The following is a 17,851-nucleotide window of genomic DNA, read 5'->3' as shown; positions in this document are numbered from 1 at the left end:
TATTATTATTTGGGTAGTTTTAAAACAACAACCAGATAAATCCATACGCAACTAAACATCCTGCACTAAGAAATGGCATTGCGGGATAAAACTTATTTTTCTGTGCATAATATAATAATATTCCAAGAGTAATTGTGCAAATTACTGGTACAAATAAAACTTGAAAAAATGTGAACTGTTTCATCAAAACTCCTGCAAATATTAGTGGGAATCCTATATCTCCTCCGCCAAGAATTGCACTTGGAACTTTTTTAGAGTTTTTATCGTCTGCTACTTTTACGTGTTTTGTAGCTACAACTTTTGAGGTTTTTTTAGTTTTATGATTCTTTGAGGATAATGACTTTTTTTGGGTAGTTTGTTTTTGCCATAAACTTTTCCAATTCATTTCATATGGGATGGATAATCCTGCAAATATATTTGATTCTGTTTGGAATTTGGCCATTTTTATCATGTGTTTACTTTGCCAAACTGCGTAAGCATCATATATTGAAATCAATACTAATAAAGCAAGAGCTGCAAATAAATTCATTATAGGTACGAACACTGCAGCAAGGCCTCCATAAATAAAAACTTCGGTTAAATTGTGAATAATAAAGTTAGGCCTAAATATTTTATAGAGTCCTAAAATAAGTGCGAGTCCAAATGCAACATATTGATTCATAACGGATCCAAATGCGACACTTAAACAAATTATAACTGATAATAAAAACCAAATCTTCCACAATCGTTTTGTTTTAAATTTGATTATGAGTAAAATCAAAACTGTTGCAGCAATAACTGCGCCTATTATGTAAAATACTGAGAATGATTCTTCAACTTCTGGCCGTTCCATGTCAAATGGTAGTGCTTCATAAGAAACATTAATGACCTCTCCTGTGGCAGGATCGATAACTTTGTCAGTCATATATTGGCTAACTACTCCGAGGCCTATAAGCTGAGCAATAAAAAAGACGATGACTAGTATTATTGTAGTTTTAAATGAATGTTTCATATGTGGACTATTTTTTAATTAATTATTTAAATCATTTTATTTTTATAACTTGTATAAATAATAAATTTAAATAAATTTACATAAAATTTGCATAAATACCCCTGGTGTGATTCAAATAAAAACAAATAATAATAATGTTAAACTAACAAACAATTGCAGTATTGATTCTACTATTTCAACTGCCGTAAATTCAAATTCTGCTGATGTGAATTATGCTGCAGATAATTCTGCGAATAAACCTTCTAAAATAATTCATAACATTAAATTAACTGTATTTTCAAAAGATGGAGAATCTCATGCAGAAATTGCACAATCATTAATTGAATTAGTTCCTCTTGATCTTGGTAAAGAAAAAATTGTGCTAAATAAACAACTCGCAACAGGATGTGATGATTCTGAAATTAGAATTTTTTCTATTTTACTTAAACGACAACGCAATGTCAAAAGTTTTATTGTTTTTTTACAAAATGCGCTTACGAGTCTTCAAAAAAAAATATTAGTTAATCAAGCAGAATCAAGATTGGATGAAAATTTATTTTTTTATATTAGGTTTGATAAATCATCTTGGTTAGAGAAACGTAAATTTAATATTACTGATTCGGGAGACTGTTTTCATTTAAAGATTTCTATTGCATCTTTTCCTGCTTCTAGAGAAAAAGCACTGTTAACCATAAAAGAAATATTCTCATTTCAGGAATAATTTTATAAACAACCTATTCTTATTAGGGCCCATGGTAAAAGATTTCACAGTTAATCCTTGGGAAGTTAAAGGGGATATTGATTATGATAAATTAATAGTTCAATTTGGTCTTAAACCAATAAAGCAACTTCCTGATTTTTTTCTAAACAATATTTTATTCAGGCGAAAATTTATTTTTGCTCACAGGGATTTTGATAAAATTTTAACTAGAATTAAAGAAAAAAAACCTTTTGTAATGATGACGGGTCTTATGCCTACCGGAAAATTTCATCTTGGGCACATGATGGTCGCAAAACAAATGTTGTTTTATCAAAGTTTGGGCGCAAAATTATACATAACTGTTGCAGATGTTGAGGCGTATCATCAGCGTCAACAATCATTAGAACAAAGTAGAGAAATAGCAATTGAAGAATATATTACGAATTATATTGCATTAGGGTTAAAACCAGAAAATTGTGAAATTTATTTTCAAAGTGATCGTTCAAAAGATGGAAAAAAAGCATCTGCGTATTACCGGTTACAAAATCAACTTGGACGTCACGCAACTTTTAATGAATTCAAAGCAGTTTATGGGGATCTTACTCCTGGAAAAATTACTTCTTCACTGTTACAAGCAGCAGATATGTTGCATCCTCAACTTCCTGAATTTGAATCCGCAATACCAGTTATTGTTCCTGTTGGATCAGATCAAGATCCTCATTTAAGGATTGCAAGAGATATGGCAAAACGTTTTACTGCAAATAACAAAAATCATAAATTTGATTCGCTTTGTTCTACATATCATACTTTTATGCCTGGTCTTAGTGGTGGAAAAATGTCTGCATCAGATCCTCATTCATTTATTGCATTAACTGATGAACCAAAAATTGTTAAAAAGAAAATTAACAAACATGCATTTTCTGGTGGTAGAGAAACTTTAGAAGAACATAGAAAACTTGGGGGGAATCCTGATGTTGATGTTTCATATCAATACTTGACATTCTTTGAAGAAGATGATTGCAAACTTAAGCAAATTTATGATGATTACAAATCAGGTAAACTTTTGAGCGGTGAGTTAAAAAAGATTCTTATTGAAAAACTTTCAACATTTTTAGAAGCGCATCAAAAGAAAAGGGAACAAGCTAAAAAAATAATTTCTAAGTTTGTTTTTTAAAAGTTTCTTGTTATTTTTAGTTAACTTAATTAGTTTTTTAAAATAATGCATAAATAAATGGTGATAATGCACTGCTTTGGCTAAATATAATTAAGACTCCCACAAGAACTATCATTATTATGATTGGTGTAAGCCACCAAGCTTTTCTTACTTTTAAAAAGTTCCAAAATTCTCCTATTAATGTTTTGTTTTTTGCCATTTTCTATTTTTTTATTCAAATCCTTTACTTAATAAATATTGTTTTAAAACTTCTGCTGCAAGCTCGTGCCCTTTTTCATTCCAGTGACCATCAATTTCAAAATAATGGCTATTATTTTTATTTTTTTCTATAAATAGTGGTTCTAAATTTATGATAGTAAATTTTTTATTAATTAACATTTTTTTTATGGTATTATAAGGTTTACTGAAATTAAAGTTTATTGAATCAAGTTTAGGATATTTATTAAAAAACTCAGATTTTTTTCGTGAATCTATTTGCTCTTTAATTGGGATGAGCATAAAAACTACAGTCAAATTTTTTGTTTTACTAATTTTTTTTATTTTTGATAAAATTAAATCAGTTTTGGTGTGTGCGGTTTTAATTGTGGTAGGAACATTAGTTAAATTTTCTAAAAATAATTCATCTGGCATCCCCCATATTTTATATTGGAGGGATACATCTCTTTTTATATCCGATATTTTAAGAAAATTAGTTATTTTATTAAGTTTATTTGCATGTTTTATTATTATGTTATTAGTTAACATATTACACAAATAAGATTTTTGTCTGCAAAGAAAGAGTGCTTTTCTTATAAGGGGTATTTGTCTTGGAGTAATATCTTTTAAAGTATTATTGTTTAAAATAAATACGTTATTTCTGGTTGTGTCATATAAATCATTGATAAAAGTCGCAAAAATTACTAAATCAGGGTTATATTTTTCAAGTTCATTTTCAAATATTTTATATTCATTATCGAATGCATAACTTCCAACCCCTATGGTTACCACATCTGTGTCTGTAAGTTGACTTTCAACAAGCTCAGAAAATATATGATCATAGCTTTTAAGATTTAATTGTGAGGTGAATGAATCCCCAATAACTAAAACTCTTTTAGTTTTATTAATTTTTTGATCATATTCGAATTGGGGGCCTAACCAACCCTCTTTGGTAGTAGTATAAACAAATGGTAAGTCATGATCTGGAGAATTGTATTTTTGATTTATTTGGTCAGGATTAAATGTGTAAACATATGTGTCATGATATTTTGTTCGAATAGTAATTGAGTCATTTAAAATTATTCGCAATCCTCCTTCAATAATAATCACACAAATAAAAGAAACTGCAAACAATAATAAAATATTAATTAAAAAATTTTTTAAACTGCGAGATTTTTTTTTTTTAGTCTTTCGCATATTTTTCACTGTCCCACATATCTTCTGGATTATCGTTTCTTTTGACTATGAATTTATCAATAACTAGGTAATCAATTCCGGTGCCCATCATACATTTATAAGCATCATGAGGTGTGCAAACAATTGGTTCTCCTCTAATATTAAATGAGGTATTAATTAAAATTGGAACTCCGCTGAGTTTACCAAATTCTTTGATGGTATCATAATAAAGATGGTTTTGTTTTCTTCGTATTGTTTGTAATCTTCCTGATCCATCAACGTGAGTAACTGATGGGATTAATTTATGCCATTTTTTAAAAACTGGATAAACCATTAACATATAATCTGTGGGTTCGGGTACTGGTTTATCACAATCAAAATAAGTTAGCGCATCATCTTCGCAAACAACTGGCGCAAATGGTCTGAATTTTTCACGATGTTTTACTTTGCTATTAAGTAATTCCTTTGCTTCAGGGTTACAAGGATTTGCTAAAATGCTTCTGGAGCCTAATGCTCTTGGACCCCATTCCATCCCGTATTGAAACCAACCAACTACGTTATTTTTTGAAATGAGTTTTGCAGTTGTTTTAACAAGTTCCAAATCATTTTTAAATTTAGAATATATAATTTTATTTTTTTTCAAATATTTTTCTACGTCTTGTGTTGAAAATGAAGGCCCTAAATATGCATTAGTTAAAGTATAAGTTCGAGAATTTCCAAAAATTGTGTTGTAAATGTATGTTGCAACACCTATACTGGTCCCCCCATCTGAAGCATTAGGTTGAATCCATATTTTTTTGAAGGGGGTATTTCTTAATATTTTTCCATTATACACGCTATTTAACGCAACTCCTCCACCCATAACTAAATTATCACATTTAGTAACTTTATGCAGGTGATTTAACATATTTGTTAGTATGTCTTCAGTTATTAATTGCACTCCTGCTGCAAGATTCATGTATCTCGGAGTCATTTGAGCATCTCTTTGTTCGATTGGGCCGCCAAGAAGATTACATAATTTTTTTGAGGGCATTTTGTCTGCATGTTGAAACACAAAATAGCTCATATCAAATCTGAAACTGCCATCTTGTTTGATGTCAACCACTTTTAATAATTTTTTATAAAATTGATTTGTTTTGCGATTCATGTCTCCATAGGGTGCTAAACCCATAACTTTGTATTCTGAATTATTGACGCTAAATCCCATATACGCGGTAATTGTTGAGTAAAGTAATCCTACTGAATGAGGAAATCTAAGTTCTTTTAATAATTCAATATTATTTTCGTTTCCTTCGCCATATGTGGTTGTAGTCCATTCCCCTACGCCATCAACTGTTAGTATTGCTGCTTTTTTAAATGGACTAACTAAGAATGAACTTGCTGCATGCGCAAGATGATGTTCAATAAACAAAACGTCTTTTTTATATTTTAAATCTTTTCTTATTTTTTTCATTATTCTTAATTTTTGATTTATCCATGAAGGCATAGAACTTAAGAATGTTTTCAAACTTTTAGGAAATCCCTGTAGGTGTTGGTATAGTACTCTTTCAAATTTTAAAAAGGGTTTTTCATAAAAACCTAAATGTGCCACATCATTTATTGAAATTTTTTGACTTTTAAGGCAGTAATTTATTGCATTTATTGGAAATGACGTATCATGTTTTTTTCTAGTAAATCTTTCTTCTTCTGCAGCAGCCACAATTTTTCCATTTTTCATCAATGCAGCAGATGAATCGTGATAATAACAACTTATTCCTAATACATACATGTTTCTCGCCTTTTTATTATTGTTTATTATTTTTTTTGGGTTGATTATTTAATTTTTAATAAGTTAAGTATGATTGCTTTTTGCATGTGTAGTCTATTTTCTGCTTGGTCAAAAACAACGCTTTGGAGTCCATCAATTACTTCTGCAGTTTGTTCCATCCCTCTCATTGCAGGTAAACAATTCATAAAAATTACATCTTCTTTTGCAAGTTGTAATAATTCATTATTTACTTGATATGGAATTAAAATTTTAAATCTTTTTTCTTTTTCTTCATCTTTTATGTGATATGACATCCAAGAATCAGTATAAATAATATCTGCATTTTTTACTGCTTGTTTCGGATCATTATTAACTTCAATTGTCGAACCGGTTATTTGTGCCATATTTTTAGATTTGTCTAGCACTTCCGGCAAAGGTGAGAACCCTTCTTCAGACGGACAACTTACTGTGATATTGATTCCTGCTGCAGCACAACCAAATAAAAGTGAATGGGTAACATTATTGTTAGCATCACCCAGATACGTCAATTTTAGTCCATTAAGTTGACATTTTTTTTCGGTTATAGTTAACAAATCAGATAATATTTGACATGGGTGTGAAAAATTAGTTAAAGCATTAATTATGGGGATTGACGAATTTTTTGCTAATTGGGTTATATTTTCATGTTTAAATAATCTTGCCATTATTATTTCAACATAGCGAGAAGCAGTTTTTGCAGTATCTGCGATACATTCTTTTTTGCCCATTGGGGAGGTGGATAAATCATAATAAATTGCATGTCCTCCCATCTGAGTCATTCCAGTTTCAAAACTAACTCTTGTTCGTAAACTTGGTTTTTCAAATATCATTAAAAGTGTTTTTTTATTTAATTTTGAATTATATTTTTCAGGATTTTGTTTTATGTCTAACGCAAGATCAATAAGTTCTTTTATTTTATTTTTAGTTAAATTGCGTAAGTCTAACAAATCTTCTTTCATATTTATACCTCATTAAATTAGAATTGTCTATAATATGTTTCCATTTTATTTTTTTTCAAATTAAGTGCAGTCCAATAACTTTCTCTTTTTTTAGATATTTTTGTTTGAAGAAATTTTTTTTTGAATAATTTAGCAATAATAGAAGTTATTCCAACACCTATAAAATATACTATTGTTAAAAGAACTGTATTAACTATTATGCTGATTGTTTGTCCGAAAAGGTTCATTCCGTTTTTAATTCCTTTTAATAGTTTATTTCTGTTCATTTTAACTTGTTTATTAATTTAATATTTGTTTAAGTCCAAAACCAATGCCGACTATTGTGACCGTTATAATTAAAACATCAATATAGTTCCAGTTAGAATGGTTGCTTGTTAAATTTAAAATAAAAAATAAAATAGTTGTAAATATCATAAAAGAAAGTAAAAAACCAAGTTTTTCTCCAAATAATTCTATTTTTTCTTTTTTATACATTATTTTTTTTTGAAATGTCAAACTTTATATTGTTTTCTATGTGGTTTTTAAACTAGTTATTTTTTTAATAAATAAAGTTAATTTTTCAGAAAGTTTTTTAAAACAATCTTGCTTTTATTATGGTATTATCATATTAATCAATTTAAATAGTTAATAATAATTTAATATGTAAAAGAGGTGATTTCATGTTTAAAACAGCTCCGTTATCAAGTGGATTTTTTTTAGCAGCAATTCTTGGGATTGTAATTACTATTGTATACTCTGTTGGTGGAAAAATTAGTCCCACTTGGAGTTTTGCATTAGGTCTAGTTTTTGTTCTTATGTTTATTGCAGCATTAATTTCTGCAACACACACTCCTGTTGATATTCAAGATGCAGCAGAAGAATCAGTGATGGCAAGAGAAAAACGTGCTGAAAAAAATACAGTTTTGACTCCCGCACCAAAGATTAAACGGAAATAATATTAAAAGTATTATTTTTAAATTTTTATTTTCTTAAATTAATTATTAACAAATTATTTAATTTCGTTTAAGTTTTTTTTCTGGTTTTTTAAAAATCAAAGTTTAGAATTTCTTTTTATCTTCTTTTACTGCAGTTGGACTTGATCCTCCATGCCAAGTAAATCTAGGTCTAACTTTTATTGGAAATAGTTTTTCATTGGTATCATCAAAGATAAGCGCACTTCCTTTTAGTCTTGGTAAATTATCTAATTCTTGGGCAAGTCCCGTTCGCATATAACTTTGCATGAGTTTTCCAAGTGCATCAGTATCAAGTCTTGCAGTAATTCGATGAGATAATACTGTATCGCTTTGAGTCATTACATCTGTATGTATTTTTCCTGGTTGTTGAGTTGCAAGAATTAAACTAATTCCTGGTTGTCTTCCTTCTCGCATAATTATGACTAGGGGATCTGTTGCAGGGTTTTTATCTGCCGGATCAATTGGTAAAAATTCGTGTGCTTCGTCAATAACTAACCAAACAAGTGGCATATCTTGTTTCATTTTTTTGTCAGAAGTAAAAAAGTCAACTTCCGATTTGATTTCATCATATTCTTCTTGTTTACGTTGAACCATTCGTTGAATAAACATTTTTTTTGCAATTATTCCTACAATCAAATGTTTTATTTTCCACCCGCCGGGAAGTGTTGCATAACAACTTACGTCGAGGATGGTAATTTGGCCTCCTTTTGTCAGTTCACTTAACTCAGTTCCATGTGTATCAAACAGTCCCCAACTTTCAGTACTCATTAGTCTATTTTCTAATGAATCTTTTATTTGTTGTTCACTTCTATCATCTGATTGGACTGCATCAATTAAATCTTGTATGCTATAATCTTCCCCTTTTAATTTTTTTAGTTGGTGTGTGACTCTTCCAAGTAAAATTCCCATTGGATCATTTTCGCTAATCCCAAATGTCATGCACCAATCACTTCCATCAAGAGTTGATGGTTTTAAACTAAATGGTACATCTGTGGGAATCCCTTTTTCTTTATATATTTTGTAATAATCTTTTGGAGTAAATATTACTATATCTAATGTATGTGGTTTGAGCCCCCATTCTTCTAACAAATCAGTTTCGTGTTTGTTGGCATACTTCATGGTCCAATAAACGCCCATTGTGTCAAGAAAAATAAAGTTAAGATTTTGACGCACATCTTGGGGCATATCTGCAACTCCTTCGGCAATTACTCCCATAGTATATGATTTACCGCCGCCTCTTTTACCGCATATGAATACGACGTGAGCTCCTGCAACATCTAAATAGACAGGATTTGAAAGTGCCGTAACGCGACCCATTTTGATATATTGTTTGCCTAAGAATACTGTTCCTTTTAAACCAAATTTTTCATGGTCTTTTTTACTTCTACCTATTACTATATCTCTACTCATAATGGTTATTTAAATGAAGTGTTGATTTAAATCTTTTGGATGACTTGCGAGTGACGATTCACAGGGAGTAAATTTTATATATGATTTTCATTTCAATTTTAATTAGTTTAACCTATTTTTTATTGGTGAGTAAAAAATGGATATAATTGAGTTGTCAAATGTGCCTGAATTGTCAAATAAATGCACATAATGCGTATTTGAAAAACAAAAGTGTTATTATTTGATATTAAACTTATTTTGGCATTAAAAATTAATTATTATGACGCGGAGGGAATTTAAGGTGAGCAAAGAAAAACATTCTAAAAAACATTCAGACCACAAAGAAAAGTCTGAACATAAATCTAGTTCAAAGTCTAAATCCAAGCATTTATCTAAGCATGGGTGGAAGTATGCAGTAGGAATTGTGATTTTAGTTATTCTTTTTGCAGCAGTAATTTATACATTTTCAACAAATGATATTGTAAAACCGTCTGAAGGAGATGCTTCAGTTGCGGCAATGGTTAATGGTGAAGAAATTTCTATGGATTATATCCATATGTTATATGATAGAATTCCTGAATCATACAGGCCATTTATTACTAAATCTACAATTTTAAATCAAACAATCAATAAAGTAATATTATTACAAGAAGCAAGTAAACTTGGTTTATCAGTTGACGAAACTGAAGTTGATGAAGCAATAACAACTGCGCTTGCAGGTTTAGGCGAAACAAAAGAAGATTTTGAAGCAAGACTTGCAGAAGAAAATTTATCATTTGATTTTTTTAAATCTGAGTATAAAAAAGATTTAATTATCAATAAGTTATTTGAAGAAACAATTTTCCGTAATATTCAAGTATCTGATGAAGACGCAAAAGCTGAGTTTGATGCAACAATTCATGCAAGGCACATTTTACTTGAAACTGAAGAGGATGCACTAGCAGTTATTGCTGAGCTTGAGGGTATTGAGTATTATTCTGAGTTTGAGAAAAAGTTCATAGAGCTTGCAAAGACAAAGTCAACTGGTCCTTCAGGTCCTAATGGTGGAGATTTAGGTGAGTTTGGCAAGGGAGTTATGGTTCCGGAGTTCGAAACTGCAGTATTTGGTTTAGATGTTGGAGAATATTCTACCCAGCCTGTTAAAACTCAATTCGGGTATCATGTTGTTTTTAGAGTTCCTAAAGATTCTTCTTTTGAAGATGTTAGTGAAAGTCTAAAAGAAAGTCTTGCTGCAAAGAAAAAAGATGAAGTTCTTCCTGCGTTTATTAATCAAGTTGCAGGGGAAGCAGATGTTCAAATTTTCTTTGAAGAAGAAGTTCAACCGATTCAGCCAGAAATTGAATTAGAAATGCAATAAGTTGCATTAATTTTTTTCTTTTTTTAATTTTTATTTATCATAATTAGTTTTAAAGCATTATCATTATTATTTTTATTTCAGATATTCTAATTAGATATCATATCTAACCAAACATTTTATAAAACCTTTTTCATCACAACTTATTATGGCTGATGAAAATCCGCGCAAGGATGTGGTTGAAACACAATTACAAAAATCGAATCTTTTAGATTCGTATGAAATATCTTCACTTACTTTGCATTTCTTAGTAAAAGAGTTGCAAGATTTAGTTGATTCTAAACTTGATCAAGTTTATCAAGAAAGATCTAAAGACAAACATGATTTTTTATTTAGGTTCCATTCAGCAAAACTTGGTAAAACGTTTCTTAGGGTAATTCCAAATCAAATTATTTATTTTGCATCACATAAGTTTGATGCTCCCGAGTCACCTCCTGGTTTTTGCACTTATTTAAGAAAAAAACTAAAAAATGCAAGAGTGAGATCTATACGACAATTAGATTTTGAAAGAATCGTGGAGTTTACATTTGAGGTTAAACAAAAAGAAGAAATTAAAACTTTTTTTCTTGTTTTTGAATTATTTGGAGGGGGTAATGTTTTATTGCTAGATGGAGAAAAGATCATTCTTTCAGCAATTTCGTATCATACTTTTAAGGATAGGGCAATTAGGCCTAAAAATCCCTATTTATTTCCTAAAAAAGAATATGATGTTCTAAATATGACTGTCGAGGATTTAAATGATTGTTTAAAAAATTCTAAAAAAGAAAATTTAGTAAAATCTTTAGCAATTGATCTTGGTTTTGGGGGAGTGTATTCAGAAGAATTATGCATTTCTGCAAATTTAGATAAAAATTGCGAATCAAAAAATATTTCAAAAGTTAAAATCAAAAAATTATTTGAATCATTGCAAAAATTATTAAGTTCTAATTTAGCACCTGAACTAATAATTAATACAGAAAAAAAGAATCACAAAGATATAGTTCCATTTAAACTTCAAAAATATGCAAATTTTCAATCACAAAGTTTTAAGTCACTTCACGAAGCATTTGATTTTATTTTTACGACATCTAAAGCAACAGCGCATAAAGAAACGGAAAAAAAAGTTATAAAAAACAAATTAAGTAAACTTCAAGTAGTTGTTGATAAACAAACTGAGCACATAGTTAAACTTGAAAAAAAAGAACAAGAACAACAACAAAAAGGGGAATTAGTTTATGAAAATTACCAATTAATTGATTCAATTCTTAATCAAATAAAAAAAGCACGTGAAACTTTAAGTTGGAAAGAGATCAAAACAAAATTAAAAAATCATAAAATTATTAAACAAGTAGATGAAAAAAAAGGAGAGTTAGTGATTGAGTTATGAAGTTATAGTTTAGATTATAACTTCGTGTTGGAGTATATAAAATGGTGCTGTATGCAGTAATTCTTGCAGGGGGAGTTGGATCGAGATTTTGGCCGTTATCTAGAAAAAATTTACCCAAACAATGTTTAAATATTGTAGGGGATCAATCTCTCATTCAAAATACTGTGAATATTCTAAATCCACTTATTTCCAAAAATAATTTTTATATTAGTACTGTGGATGTTTTATCTTCTATTTTAAAAGAACAAGTGCCGTTTGCAAATTTATTAATTGAACCCAGTCCTAAAAATACTGCTGCATGTATTGGATTTGCTGCAATTTATTTGTTAAATAAAGATCCTGAAGCAACACTTTTAATTGAAACTGCAGATCATTATTATGAAAAACCAGCTGAATATTTGAATCATTTGAATGATGCAATTGAGTTAACGAAAAAAAATAAAGTTGTACTTTTAGGTATTAAACCGACATTTCCTGCAACGGGATTTGGATACATCGAAAAAGAAAATTATTTATCTATAGAACCAAATTCAAATTCGTCCGTGTTTTCAATAAAACGGTTTGTAGAAAAACCTAATGAAAATACTGCACGATCATATTTAAATTCGGGTAATTATTTGTGGAATAGTGGTATTTTTATTTCACGTGCAGATGTGCTTTTAGAGGAATTCAAAAAATATTTGCCTATGCACTATGAACAGTTATTAAAAATAAAATCTGCTTTAGAAAGTTGCGATGATGAGAAAATAAATGAATCAATAAAACAAGCATTTGAATCTTTTGAAAAAATTTCTATCGATTATGGGATTATGGAAAAATCAAATAATCTTTTGGTATTAGAAGGTAACTTTCCTTGGGATGATGTGGGAAGTTGGAATTCAATAGGGCGAATAAATGTTCCTGATGGGGTGGGCAATGTAGCCTTGTCTGAATATTTAAGTCTGAATTCTAAAAATAATATAATATATTCGACTGAAAAAAAACTCATAACTTCAATTGGGGTGTCTGATATGATTATTGTTGAAACAAAAGATTCTATTCTTGTTTGCACAAAAAAAGAAGCTGAAAAAATAAAAGAATTAACAAATTTATTAAAAGAGAATAATAATAATCACTTGTTATAATATTTTTAAAATTATTTCGATTTTAACCTTGCTTCTTCCGGTTTTTTCTATTGAAAATTAATAAGCTAGGTCTGAATATGGTAACATATTAATTTTTGAGGTGAAATTATGGTTTTAACAACAAAAAAAGAAGCTCAGCTTAAGAGAATGCCAATTATTGAAAGCAAGCTTAGAAAAAGTAAGGATGGTAAGTATATGGTGCATCAAACAGTTATAACTAGCATTCGTCCAACAGATTATTATGATTCTATAATCTCTGGGCCTGTTGAGGAAGATGCGTTAGAAGTTGCTGAAGAATCGGTTGAATAATTTAGTTTTTTTACAAACTGGGCAGGTCATGTCCTGTTTTTTTTTATTTTCACTTATTAATAATTCCAATTATTATTTCATTAGCATAAGGATATTTTGAGTTGTATTTAATATATTTTAAATTTTTTAAATCAATTTCTTTCCAATTATTATTTTTTGAAACTCGTTTAAGAAAAAAACATTTGGAAAATATTTTTTCTTTATTTTTAATTTTTCGATCTATCAATGGATGATATCCTAAAGGTAATGTGACAATCAATGTTCCGTTGTTAGAAAGTTGTTTTTTAAGATTGTTTATGGCTAAAAATGTCTTTTGAGTATCTTTTGGTTTTTCATCCCACCCCACGTGTTCTAATGTGGATATACTAATTATTAAATCATATTTTTTATTTGACTTAAATGTTAAAACATCTTCATTAATCACATTGGTGTATTTTTCGTATTTATCTAAGATGTCATGCTTTGTATGGATGTATGTGGATAATACATTTCCAACTTCCAATATTTTTTTGTTTTTATATTTGTTTAAAAAATTTATTATTATCGGAAGTTCCACAACTCTTTCTCCATTCCAAGTTAATGAATGTATAAAATATCTATATTTTTTATTTTGGAAAATAAAAAATTTATTTTTTTTTAATAATTTGCTCAGCACGTATTTAATGATATTTAGGCTGCCTAATGCTGTATAATGCATTACATAAAAAAAACCTTTTTCACGAATTACTTCATTTATTCGAGTTAGTATACTTTTATTCATTTTTTACTAAGTTTATTTTATGTTTGTAAATATAAAAAAGAAAAGGAGAACGGCTTTCTATGGTTCCCAATCAAAGATCAGTACAACATAAAACGTGGGCTTGCTTGACTTCCGAGTTCGAGATGGGATCGGGTAGGACCAAGCCGCTATGGCCGTTCAAAGTATGGAAATTATGTCTTATTTATAAATGTTTTGATGTCTTTTTAATTGAAACTCAGCATAAGTTAAATTAGTTAACAAATATGGCCATAAATAAAAATCTAATTTTGAAGAAAATCTTTGATTTAGGTGCTATTAATCCTGATTTAAATGTTCCTTTGCAAGAATAATGCCAAAATAGTTTTCAAACATGATGTCTGGCACAGGTGCATTTTTGTTTTAAACTGTATGAGTATTTTTTAATTTATGTATTAAACATGTTACTTGCTTTTGATATGTCCATTATCTCATCTATTTCACACCATGCGACATTTTTGATGATCAACGCATGATGAATAAGTTTTTGTTTTTTTAAACTATTCAATATTGCGCCATGATGATAATCATCAGTTCCATTTTCCAACATTTCCTCAATTTCAGTTAAAAAAATTTTTGAACCGTCTTTCGAAAATTTATGAATTCCCATGGTATACCCTTCAGGATTTTTTATTTTTTTTCCAAAATCAACTAAAACATTATTTTTTATTCGAACTTTCATGCTATCTTCTGGGATTGGTTTTGTGGTATCAATAACTGAAAAATTGTTAAGATTTGAGTTTAAAACTGTTTTTAAAATAATTTTATCAAATATGATGTCTCCATTAATTAATATAAATTTCTTTCCGTAAAGATGCGGTTTACATAACCAGACACTAAAAAGATTGTTTAGTTTGTTATAAAATGGGTTGTGAATATAATTTATTTTTAATTCACTGAATCTATCACCTATATTTTTTTTAATTTGCTCTTTTTTATAACCTACGACAATATGGACATTTTTTACGTTAAAAAAAACTAGTTGTTCTAAAACTCTTTCCAATAGATTTTTTTGATGAATTTGCACGAGGGGTTTCGGAATTACATCTGTTATGGGTTTTAATCTTCTACCTCTTCCTGCACAAATTATTAACGCGTCCATATTATTTTAATTAATAATGTTTTTTAATTTATTTTGAAATAACTATTTTAGTATATAAATTTTTACTTTTTAGGGGTTAGAATCCATTTTATATTGCGTATATAGGTGGCAAGTTTAAAACATAATTATTGTAATTATAAAATTAAATTCAAAAATTTTCTTCTCCAACTACATCCGTAACTTTTATATATTTAATGTAATAAATTATTTTTTATGCGATGTAAAAATTATAAAATGTTAGGTGAGTATAAAAAATGATGAAAGCAATTATTTTGGCTGCGGGTCAAGGAAAACGATTATTGCCATTAACAAATGAACTTCCTAAATGTTTGTTAGAGGTTAAAGAAAAATCATTAATAGAAATAATTTTGGATAGGGTTAGTTACGCAGGAATCAAAGATGTAATTATTGTTATAGGTTTTGGTCAAAGTAAAATTATTGATAAATTTGGCACAGTTTATAAGGGAATGGATATTGAATATATATATAATCCAATTTATGCAAAAACAAATTGTATATATTCATTGTGGCTAGCTAGAGAACAACTGATTGATGGTGGCATAATAATTAATGGCGATACTATATTTAATGAAAACATATTAAAAAGTCTTTTGAGTACAAAACATAAAAATGCAGCAGTAGTAGATATGAATAGTACTCGGCTTGATGAAGATGCAATGAAAGTAACCATAAAAAATAATTGCATAAGTGAAATTTCTAAAAATATTCCATTTGAAACCTCTCAAGGTCATGCAATTGGAGTTTATAAATTTTCAAAAGAGGGCATGGCAGAATATTTTAAAGAAATTGAAACTCTGGTTAATTCTAACATCACAAATATAAACCATTTAGTACCTTTGAATAATTTTGTGAATAAATATGATTTAAACATAGTAAGCACTAATGGTTTAAGCTGGACTGAAATAGATAGACTTCTTGATTTTAAAAAAGCGCAAAGAACATTTGAATTAATCGAACAAGAAGAAGAAAATATTAGGCTTATTGAAGAAGCTTATAAAAACGTTCCTATAAAAGAAATTCTTATTAGGAGATCCATACGTATGTTCAAAGAAAATGATTATATAAATAAACAACAGATCATGACCTTGCTTGAAGCTGCAAGGTGGGCGCCATCTGCAAAGAACATTCAAGCGTTAGAATTTATTATTATAGATGATATTGATATTAAAGAAAAACTATCAGTATATTGTCAACAAATACAACCCAAAGTATGTCCTACCTCCATTCTTGTTATCGGAGATTTGGAATTGGCGGGAAGGGTAGGGGAAATTTCTACTCATTCATGCACGACAAAAGAAAGAGGACAAAATATGTTTATATATATGGATGCAGCAGCAGCAATACAGAATATGTTATTAACTGCCACAGCATTAAATATTGATTCTTTATGGATAAGTAGTTTTAATGATAAAAAAATTATAGATTTATTTAATTTGCATAGTAATTGGGTGCCTCTCGCGCTTATTTGTTTAGGACATAGAACTAAACCTCCATTCAATCCACCTAAACGATCAATTTCTGAAAGAATATACCTTAATAAATTTGAAGAAAGAAATAAAGATTTTTCATATTTAGAAATTTGTAAAAAAATCAATGAAGAAAATGGGGAGTATATTGATGCCAAAAATATTTAAGCTAATTAATTGTGATTAAATATTATGATGTTAAATTAAAACTGGATCAAAATATTAATACCAATAGATTGAAATTTAGTTTAAGAATTTTTTTATATTTTTAACTTATCTATATTAAACTTCGGTGATTCATTTTGAATAAATACTATTATTAATATTTTTATCTTCGTTTTATAATTTAATTGAATGCTTATTTAAATTTGAGATTCACTGTATTTACTTTTTAAATATTTTTTTTAAAAATATTGATGTTAGGTTAGCATATTTGATGAGGTTACATTTTTTCCAGGGGCAAAATATTTAAATAACTGATAATTTCTCTTAATAAAATGAAGTTTATTGAAATTGTTTGTGTGGGACATAATGGGTTGGAAGATTCAACTAAATCTAGATTGAAAGAAGGTTTAATTTCTCGTAATTTTATTAACGAATCGTACTTATGCGATTTAATTATTATTTCTCATATAAAAATTCCAAAATATCTTCTTGCAAAACTTAATCCTGAAATAAGAATTATTGAAATGATGTCTAAGTTTCAGCAGTGGCTTCATTTAGTCAAAAATAGGCATGCAGTTATTTATGCGCATTCAACACATTGGCCTGCGTTATTATCAAGCTTTTTTGGTATGCAAGTTATTTTAGCACCTAATTTAACTAGAATCCCAAAATCCTGGAGCAGGCGTTTAATCCTAACTTATTTATTTAATAGATTTGATTATATTCATGCAGTATCTAATGAAGAAAAATTTTTACTAAAAAAATTAGAAATTAACCCCAATAAAATTAAATTAATTCCATTAATCAAAGGAAAAAGTAACAAATCTTTACCGTCTGAGTTATTAAAAATTTTAAATGAGTGGTAAG

The 17,851-nt window shown here is 28.7% G+C and carries 19 protein-coding genes and 1 rRNA gene; 9 read left to right on the top strand and 11 right to left on the bottom strand.

What is annotated here, in order from left to right; all coding sequences use genetic code 11:
• Window positions 1–19: 19 nt before the first annotated feature.
• Window positions 20–991: a hypothetical protein gene (locus HN587_05700; protein MBT7903332.1), complete on the bottom strand. Its 972-nt coding sequence runs from the start codon at window positions 989–991 to the stop codon at window positions 20–22.
• A 106-nt stretch (window positions 992–1,097) separates the two neighbouring features.
• Here HN587_05700 and HN587_05695 point away from each other — a divergent pair, with 106 nt between their 5' ends.
• Complete coding sequence (locus HN587_05695; GenBank protein MBT7903331.1) at window positions 1,098–1,691, top strand: hypothetical protein; 594 nt, start codon at window positions 1,098–1,100, stop codon at window positions 1,689–1,691.
• Window positions 1,692–1,722: 31 nt separating this feature from the next.
• The gene (trpS, locus tag HN587_05690; GenBank protein MBT7903330.1) at window positions 1,723–2,844 is read left to right on the top strand and encodes a tryptophan--tRNA ligase; all 1,122 of its coding nucleotides are present in this window, start codon (window positions 1,723–1,725) and stop codon (window positions 2,842–2,844) included.
• 37 nt (window positions 2,845–2,881) lie between these two features.
• Here the strand turns inward: trpS and HN587_05685 are convergent, their stop codons facing one another.
• The 6 genes from HN587_05685 to HN587_05660 are packed head-to-tail and all read right to left on the bottom strand — an operon-like array spanning window position 2,882 to window position 7,434.
• Entirely contained in the window at window positions 2,882–3,043 is a 162-nt protein-coding gene (locus HN587_05685; GenBank protein MBT7903329.1) for a hypothetical protein, read from the bottom strand.
• An 11-nt stretch (window positions 3,044–3,054) separates the two neighbouring features.
• The gene (locus HN587_05680; GenBank protein ID MBT7903328.1) at window positions 3,055–4,236 is read right to left on the bottom strand and encodes an SGNH/GDSL hydrolase family protein; all 1,182 of its coding nucleotides are present in this window, start codon (window positions 4,234–4,236) and stop codon (window positions 3,055–3,057) included.
• Window positions 4,223–5,983, bottom strand: a complete 1,761-nt coding sequence (locus HN587_05675) for a carbamoyltransferase (protein ID MBT7903327.1) — start codon at window positions 5,981–5,983, stop codon at window positions 4,223–4,225. The genes HN587_05680 and HN587_05675 overlap by 14 nt, the downstream gene beginning before the upstream one ends.
• Window positions 5,984–6,027: 44 nt before the next feature.
• Window positions 6,028–6,960 carry an ornithine carbamoyltransferase gene (gene argF / locus HN587_05670; protein MBT7903326.1) on the bottom strand — a complete coding sequence of 311 codons (933 nt, stop codon included), beginning with the start codon at window positions 6,958–6,960 and terminating at the stop codon, window positions 6,028–6,030.
• 17 nt (window positions 6,961–6,977) lie between these two features.
• Window positions 6,978–7,226 carry a hypothetical protein gene (locus tag HN587_05665; protein MBT7903325.1) on the bottom strand — a complete coding sequence of 83 codons (249 nt, stop codon included), beginning with the start codon at window positions 7,224–7,226 and terminating at the stop codon, window positions 6,978–6,980.
• A 13-nt stretch (window positions 7,227–7,239) separates the two neighbouring features.
• Window positions 7,240–7,434 (bottom strand): hypothetical protein, encoded by a 195-nt coding sequence (locus HN587_05660; protein ID MBT7903324.1) that lies wholly within the window; start codon window positions 7,432–7,434, stop codon window positions 7,240–7,242.
• A 185-nt stretch (window positions 7,435–7,619) separates the two neighbouring features.
• Here HN587_05660 and HN587_05655 point away from each other — a divergent pair, with 185 nt between their 5' ends.
• On the top strand, window positions 7,620–7,895 hold the full coding sequence (locus HN587_05655) for a hypothetical protein (GenBank protein ID MBT7903323.1): 276 nt from the start codon (window positions 7,620–7,622) through the stop codon (window positions 7,893–7,895).
• Between the two features lie 102 nt (window positions 7,896–7,997).
• On the opposite strand, the gene HN587_05650 is transcribed toward HN587_05655, so the two are convergent.
• Complete coding sequence (locus HN587_05650) at window positions 7,998–9,323, bottom strand: ATP-binding protein (protein ID MBT7903322.1); 1,326 nt, start codon at window positions 9,321–9,323, stop codon at window positions 7,998–8,000.
• Between the two features lie 280 nt (window positions 9,324–9,603).
• Here HN587_05650 and HN587_05645 point away from each other — a divergent pair, with 280 nt between their 5' ends.
• From HN587_05645 to HN587_05630, 4 genes are all read left to right on the top strand, one after another.
• Window positions 9,604–10,659, top strand: coding sequence for a hypothetical protein (locus HN587_05645; protein MBT7903321.1), 1,056 nt, complete (start codon window positions 9,604–9,606; stop codon window positions 10,657–10,659).
• 145 nt (window positions 10,660–10,804) lie between these two features.
• A complete protein-coding gene (locus tag HN587_05640) occupies window positions 10,805–12,022 on the top strand; it encodes a hypothetical protein (protein MBT7903320.1) in 1,218 nt (405 codons plus the stop codon).
• Between the two features lie 41 nt (window positions 12,023–12,063).
• Window positions 12,064–13,146 (top strand): mannose-1-phosphate guanylyltransferase, encoded by a 1,083-nt coding sequence (locus HN587_05635; protein ID MBT7903319.1) that lies wholly within the window; start codon window positions 12,064–12,066, stop codon window positions 13,144–13,146.
• A gap of 108 nt (window positions 13,147–13,254) precedes the next feature.
• Window positions 13,255–13,455, top strand: a complete 201-nt coding sequence (locus tag HN587_05630; protein MBT7903318.1) for a hypothetical protein — start codon at window positions 13,255–13,257, stop codon at window positions 13,453–13,455.
• 49 nt (window positions 13,456–13,504) lie between these two features.
• Here HN587_05630 and HN587_05625 read toward each other — a convergent pair whose 3' ends face one another.
• The 3 genes from HN587_05625 to HN587_05615 all read right to left on the bottom strand — a co-directional run bounded on the left by HN587_05625 (window position 13,505) and on the right by HN587_05615 (window position 15,332).
• The gene (locus HN587_05625; GenBank protein MBT7903317.1) at window positions 13,505–14,215 is read right to left on the bottom strand and encodes a hypothetical protein; all 711 of its coding nucleotides are present in this window, start codon (window positions 14,213–14,215) and stop codon (window positions 13,505–13,507) included.
• A 44-nt stretch (window positions 14,216–14,259) separates the two neighbouring features.
• Window positions 14,260–14,375 (bottom strand): 5S ribosomal RNA (rrf, locus tag HN587_05620).
• A gap of 243 nt (window positions 14,376–14,618) precedes the next feature.
• Complete coding sequence (locus tag HN587_05615; protein ID MBT7903316.1) at window positions 14,619–15,332, bottom strand: phosphocholine cytidylyltransferase family protein; 714 nt, start codon at window positions 15,330–15,332, stop codon at window positions 14,619–14,621.
• A gap of 257 nt (window positions 15,333–15,589) precedes the next feature.
• On the opposite strand from HN587_05615, the gene HN587_05610 reads away from it, so the two are divergent.
• Complete coding sequence (locus HN587_05610; GenBank protein MBT7903315.1) at window positions 15,590–16,987, top strand: NTP transferase domain-containing protein; 1,398 nt, start codon at window positions 15,590–15,592, stop codon at window positions 16,985–16,987.
• A gap of 329 nt (window positions 16,988–17,316) precedes the next feature.
• Complete coding sequence (locus HN587_05605) at window positions 17,317–17,850, top strand: hypothetical protein (GenBank protein ID MBT7903314.1); 534 nt, start codon at window positions 17,317–17,319, stop codon at window positions 17,848–17,850.
• Window position 17,851 lies beyond the last annotated feature (1 nt).

The sequence above is a fragment of the Candidatus Woesearchaeota archaeon genome, from assembly GCA_018675335.1.
Lineage (GTDB): Archaea > Nanobdellota > Nanobdellia > Woesearchaeales > UBA11576 > JABJCP01.
The sequence above is the reverse complement of the archived record's forward strand: the minus strand, read 5'-3'. Positions and strand labels throughout refer to the sequence as shown.

Bases quoted from the DNA above. Each gene is read 5' to 3' on its own strand.
- HN587_05700 (MBT7903332.1), bottom strand. From the start codon at position 991: ATGAAACATTCATTTAAAACTACAATAATACTAGTCATCGTCTTTTTT.
- trpS (MBT7903330.1), top strand. From the start codon at position 1,723: ATGGTAAAAGATTTCACAGTTAATCCTTGGGAAGTTAAAGGGGATATT.
- HN587_05685 (MBT7903329.1), bottom strand. From the start codon at position 3,043: ATGGCAAAAAACAAAACATTAATAGGAGAATTTTGGAACTTTTTAAAA.
- HN587_05680 (MBT7903328.1), bottom strand. From the start codon at position 4,236: ATGCGAAAGACTAAAAAAAAAAAATCTCGCAGTTTAAAAAATTTTTTA.
- HN587_05675 (MBT7903327.1), bottom strand. From the start codon at position 5,983: ATGTATGTATTAGGAATAAGTTGTTATTATCACGATTCATCTGCTGCA.
- argF (MBT7903326.1), bottom strand. From the start codon at position 6,960: ATGAAAGAAGATTTGTTAGACTTACGCAATTTAACTAAAAATAAAATA.
- HN587_05665 (MBT7903325.1), bottom strand. From the start codon at position 7,226: ATGAACAGAAATAAACTATTAAAAGGAATTAAAAACGGAATGAACCTT.
- HN587_05660 (MBT7903324.1), bottom strand. From the start codon at position 7,434: ATGTATAAAAAAGAAAAAATAGAATTATTTGGAGAAAAACTTGGTTTT.
- HN587_05655 (MBT7903323.1), top strand. From the start codon at position 7,620: ATGTTTAAAACAGCTCCGTTATCAAGTGGATTTTTTTTAGCAGCAATT.
- HN587_05650 (MBT7903322.1), bottom strand. From the start codon at position 9,323: ATGAGTAGAGATATAGTAATAGGTAGAAGTAAAAAAGACCATGAAAAA.
- HN587_05640 (MBT7903320.1), top strand. From the start codon at position 10,805: ATGGCTGATGAAAATCCGCGCAAGGATGTGGTTGAAACACAATTACAA.
- HN587_05635 (MBT7903319.1), top strand. From the start codon at position 12,064: ATGGTGCTGTATGCAGTAATTCTTGCAGGGGGAGTTGGATCGAGATTT.
- HN587_05630 (MBT7903318.1), top strand. From the start codon at position 13,255: ATGGTTTTAACAACAAAAAAAGAAGCTCAGCTTAAGAGAATGCCAATT.
- HN587_05625 (MBT7903317.1), bottom strand. From the start codon at position 14,215: ATGAATAAAAGTATACTAACTCGAATAAATGAAGTAATTCGTGAAAAA.
- HN587_05615 (MBT7903316.1), bottom strand. From the start codon at position 15,332: ATGGACGCGTTAATAATTTGTGCAGGAAGAGGTAGAAGATTAAAACCC.
- HN587_05610 (MBT7903315.1), top strand. From the start codon at position 15,590: ATGAAAGCAATTATTTTGGCTGCGGGTCAAGGAAAACGATTATTGCCA.
- HN587_05605 (MBT7903314.1), top strand. From the start codon at position 17,317: ATGAAGTTTATTGAAATTGTTTGTGTGGGACATAATGGGTTGGAAGAT.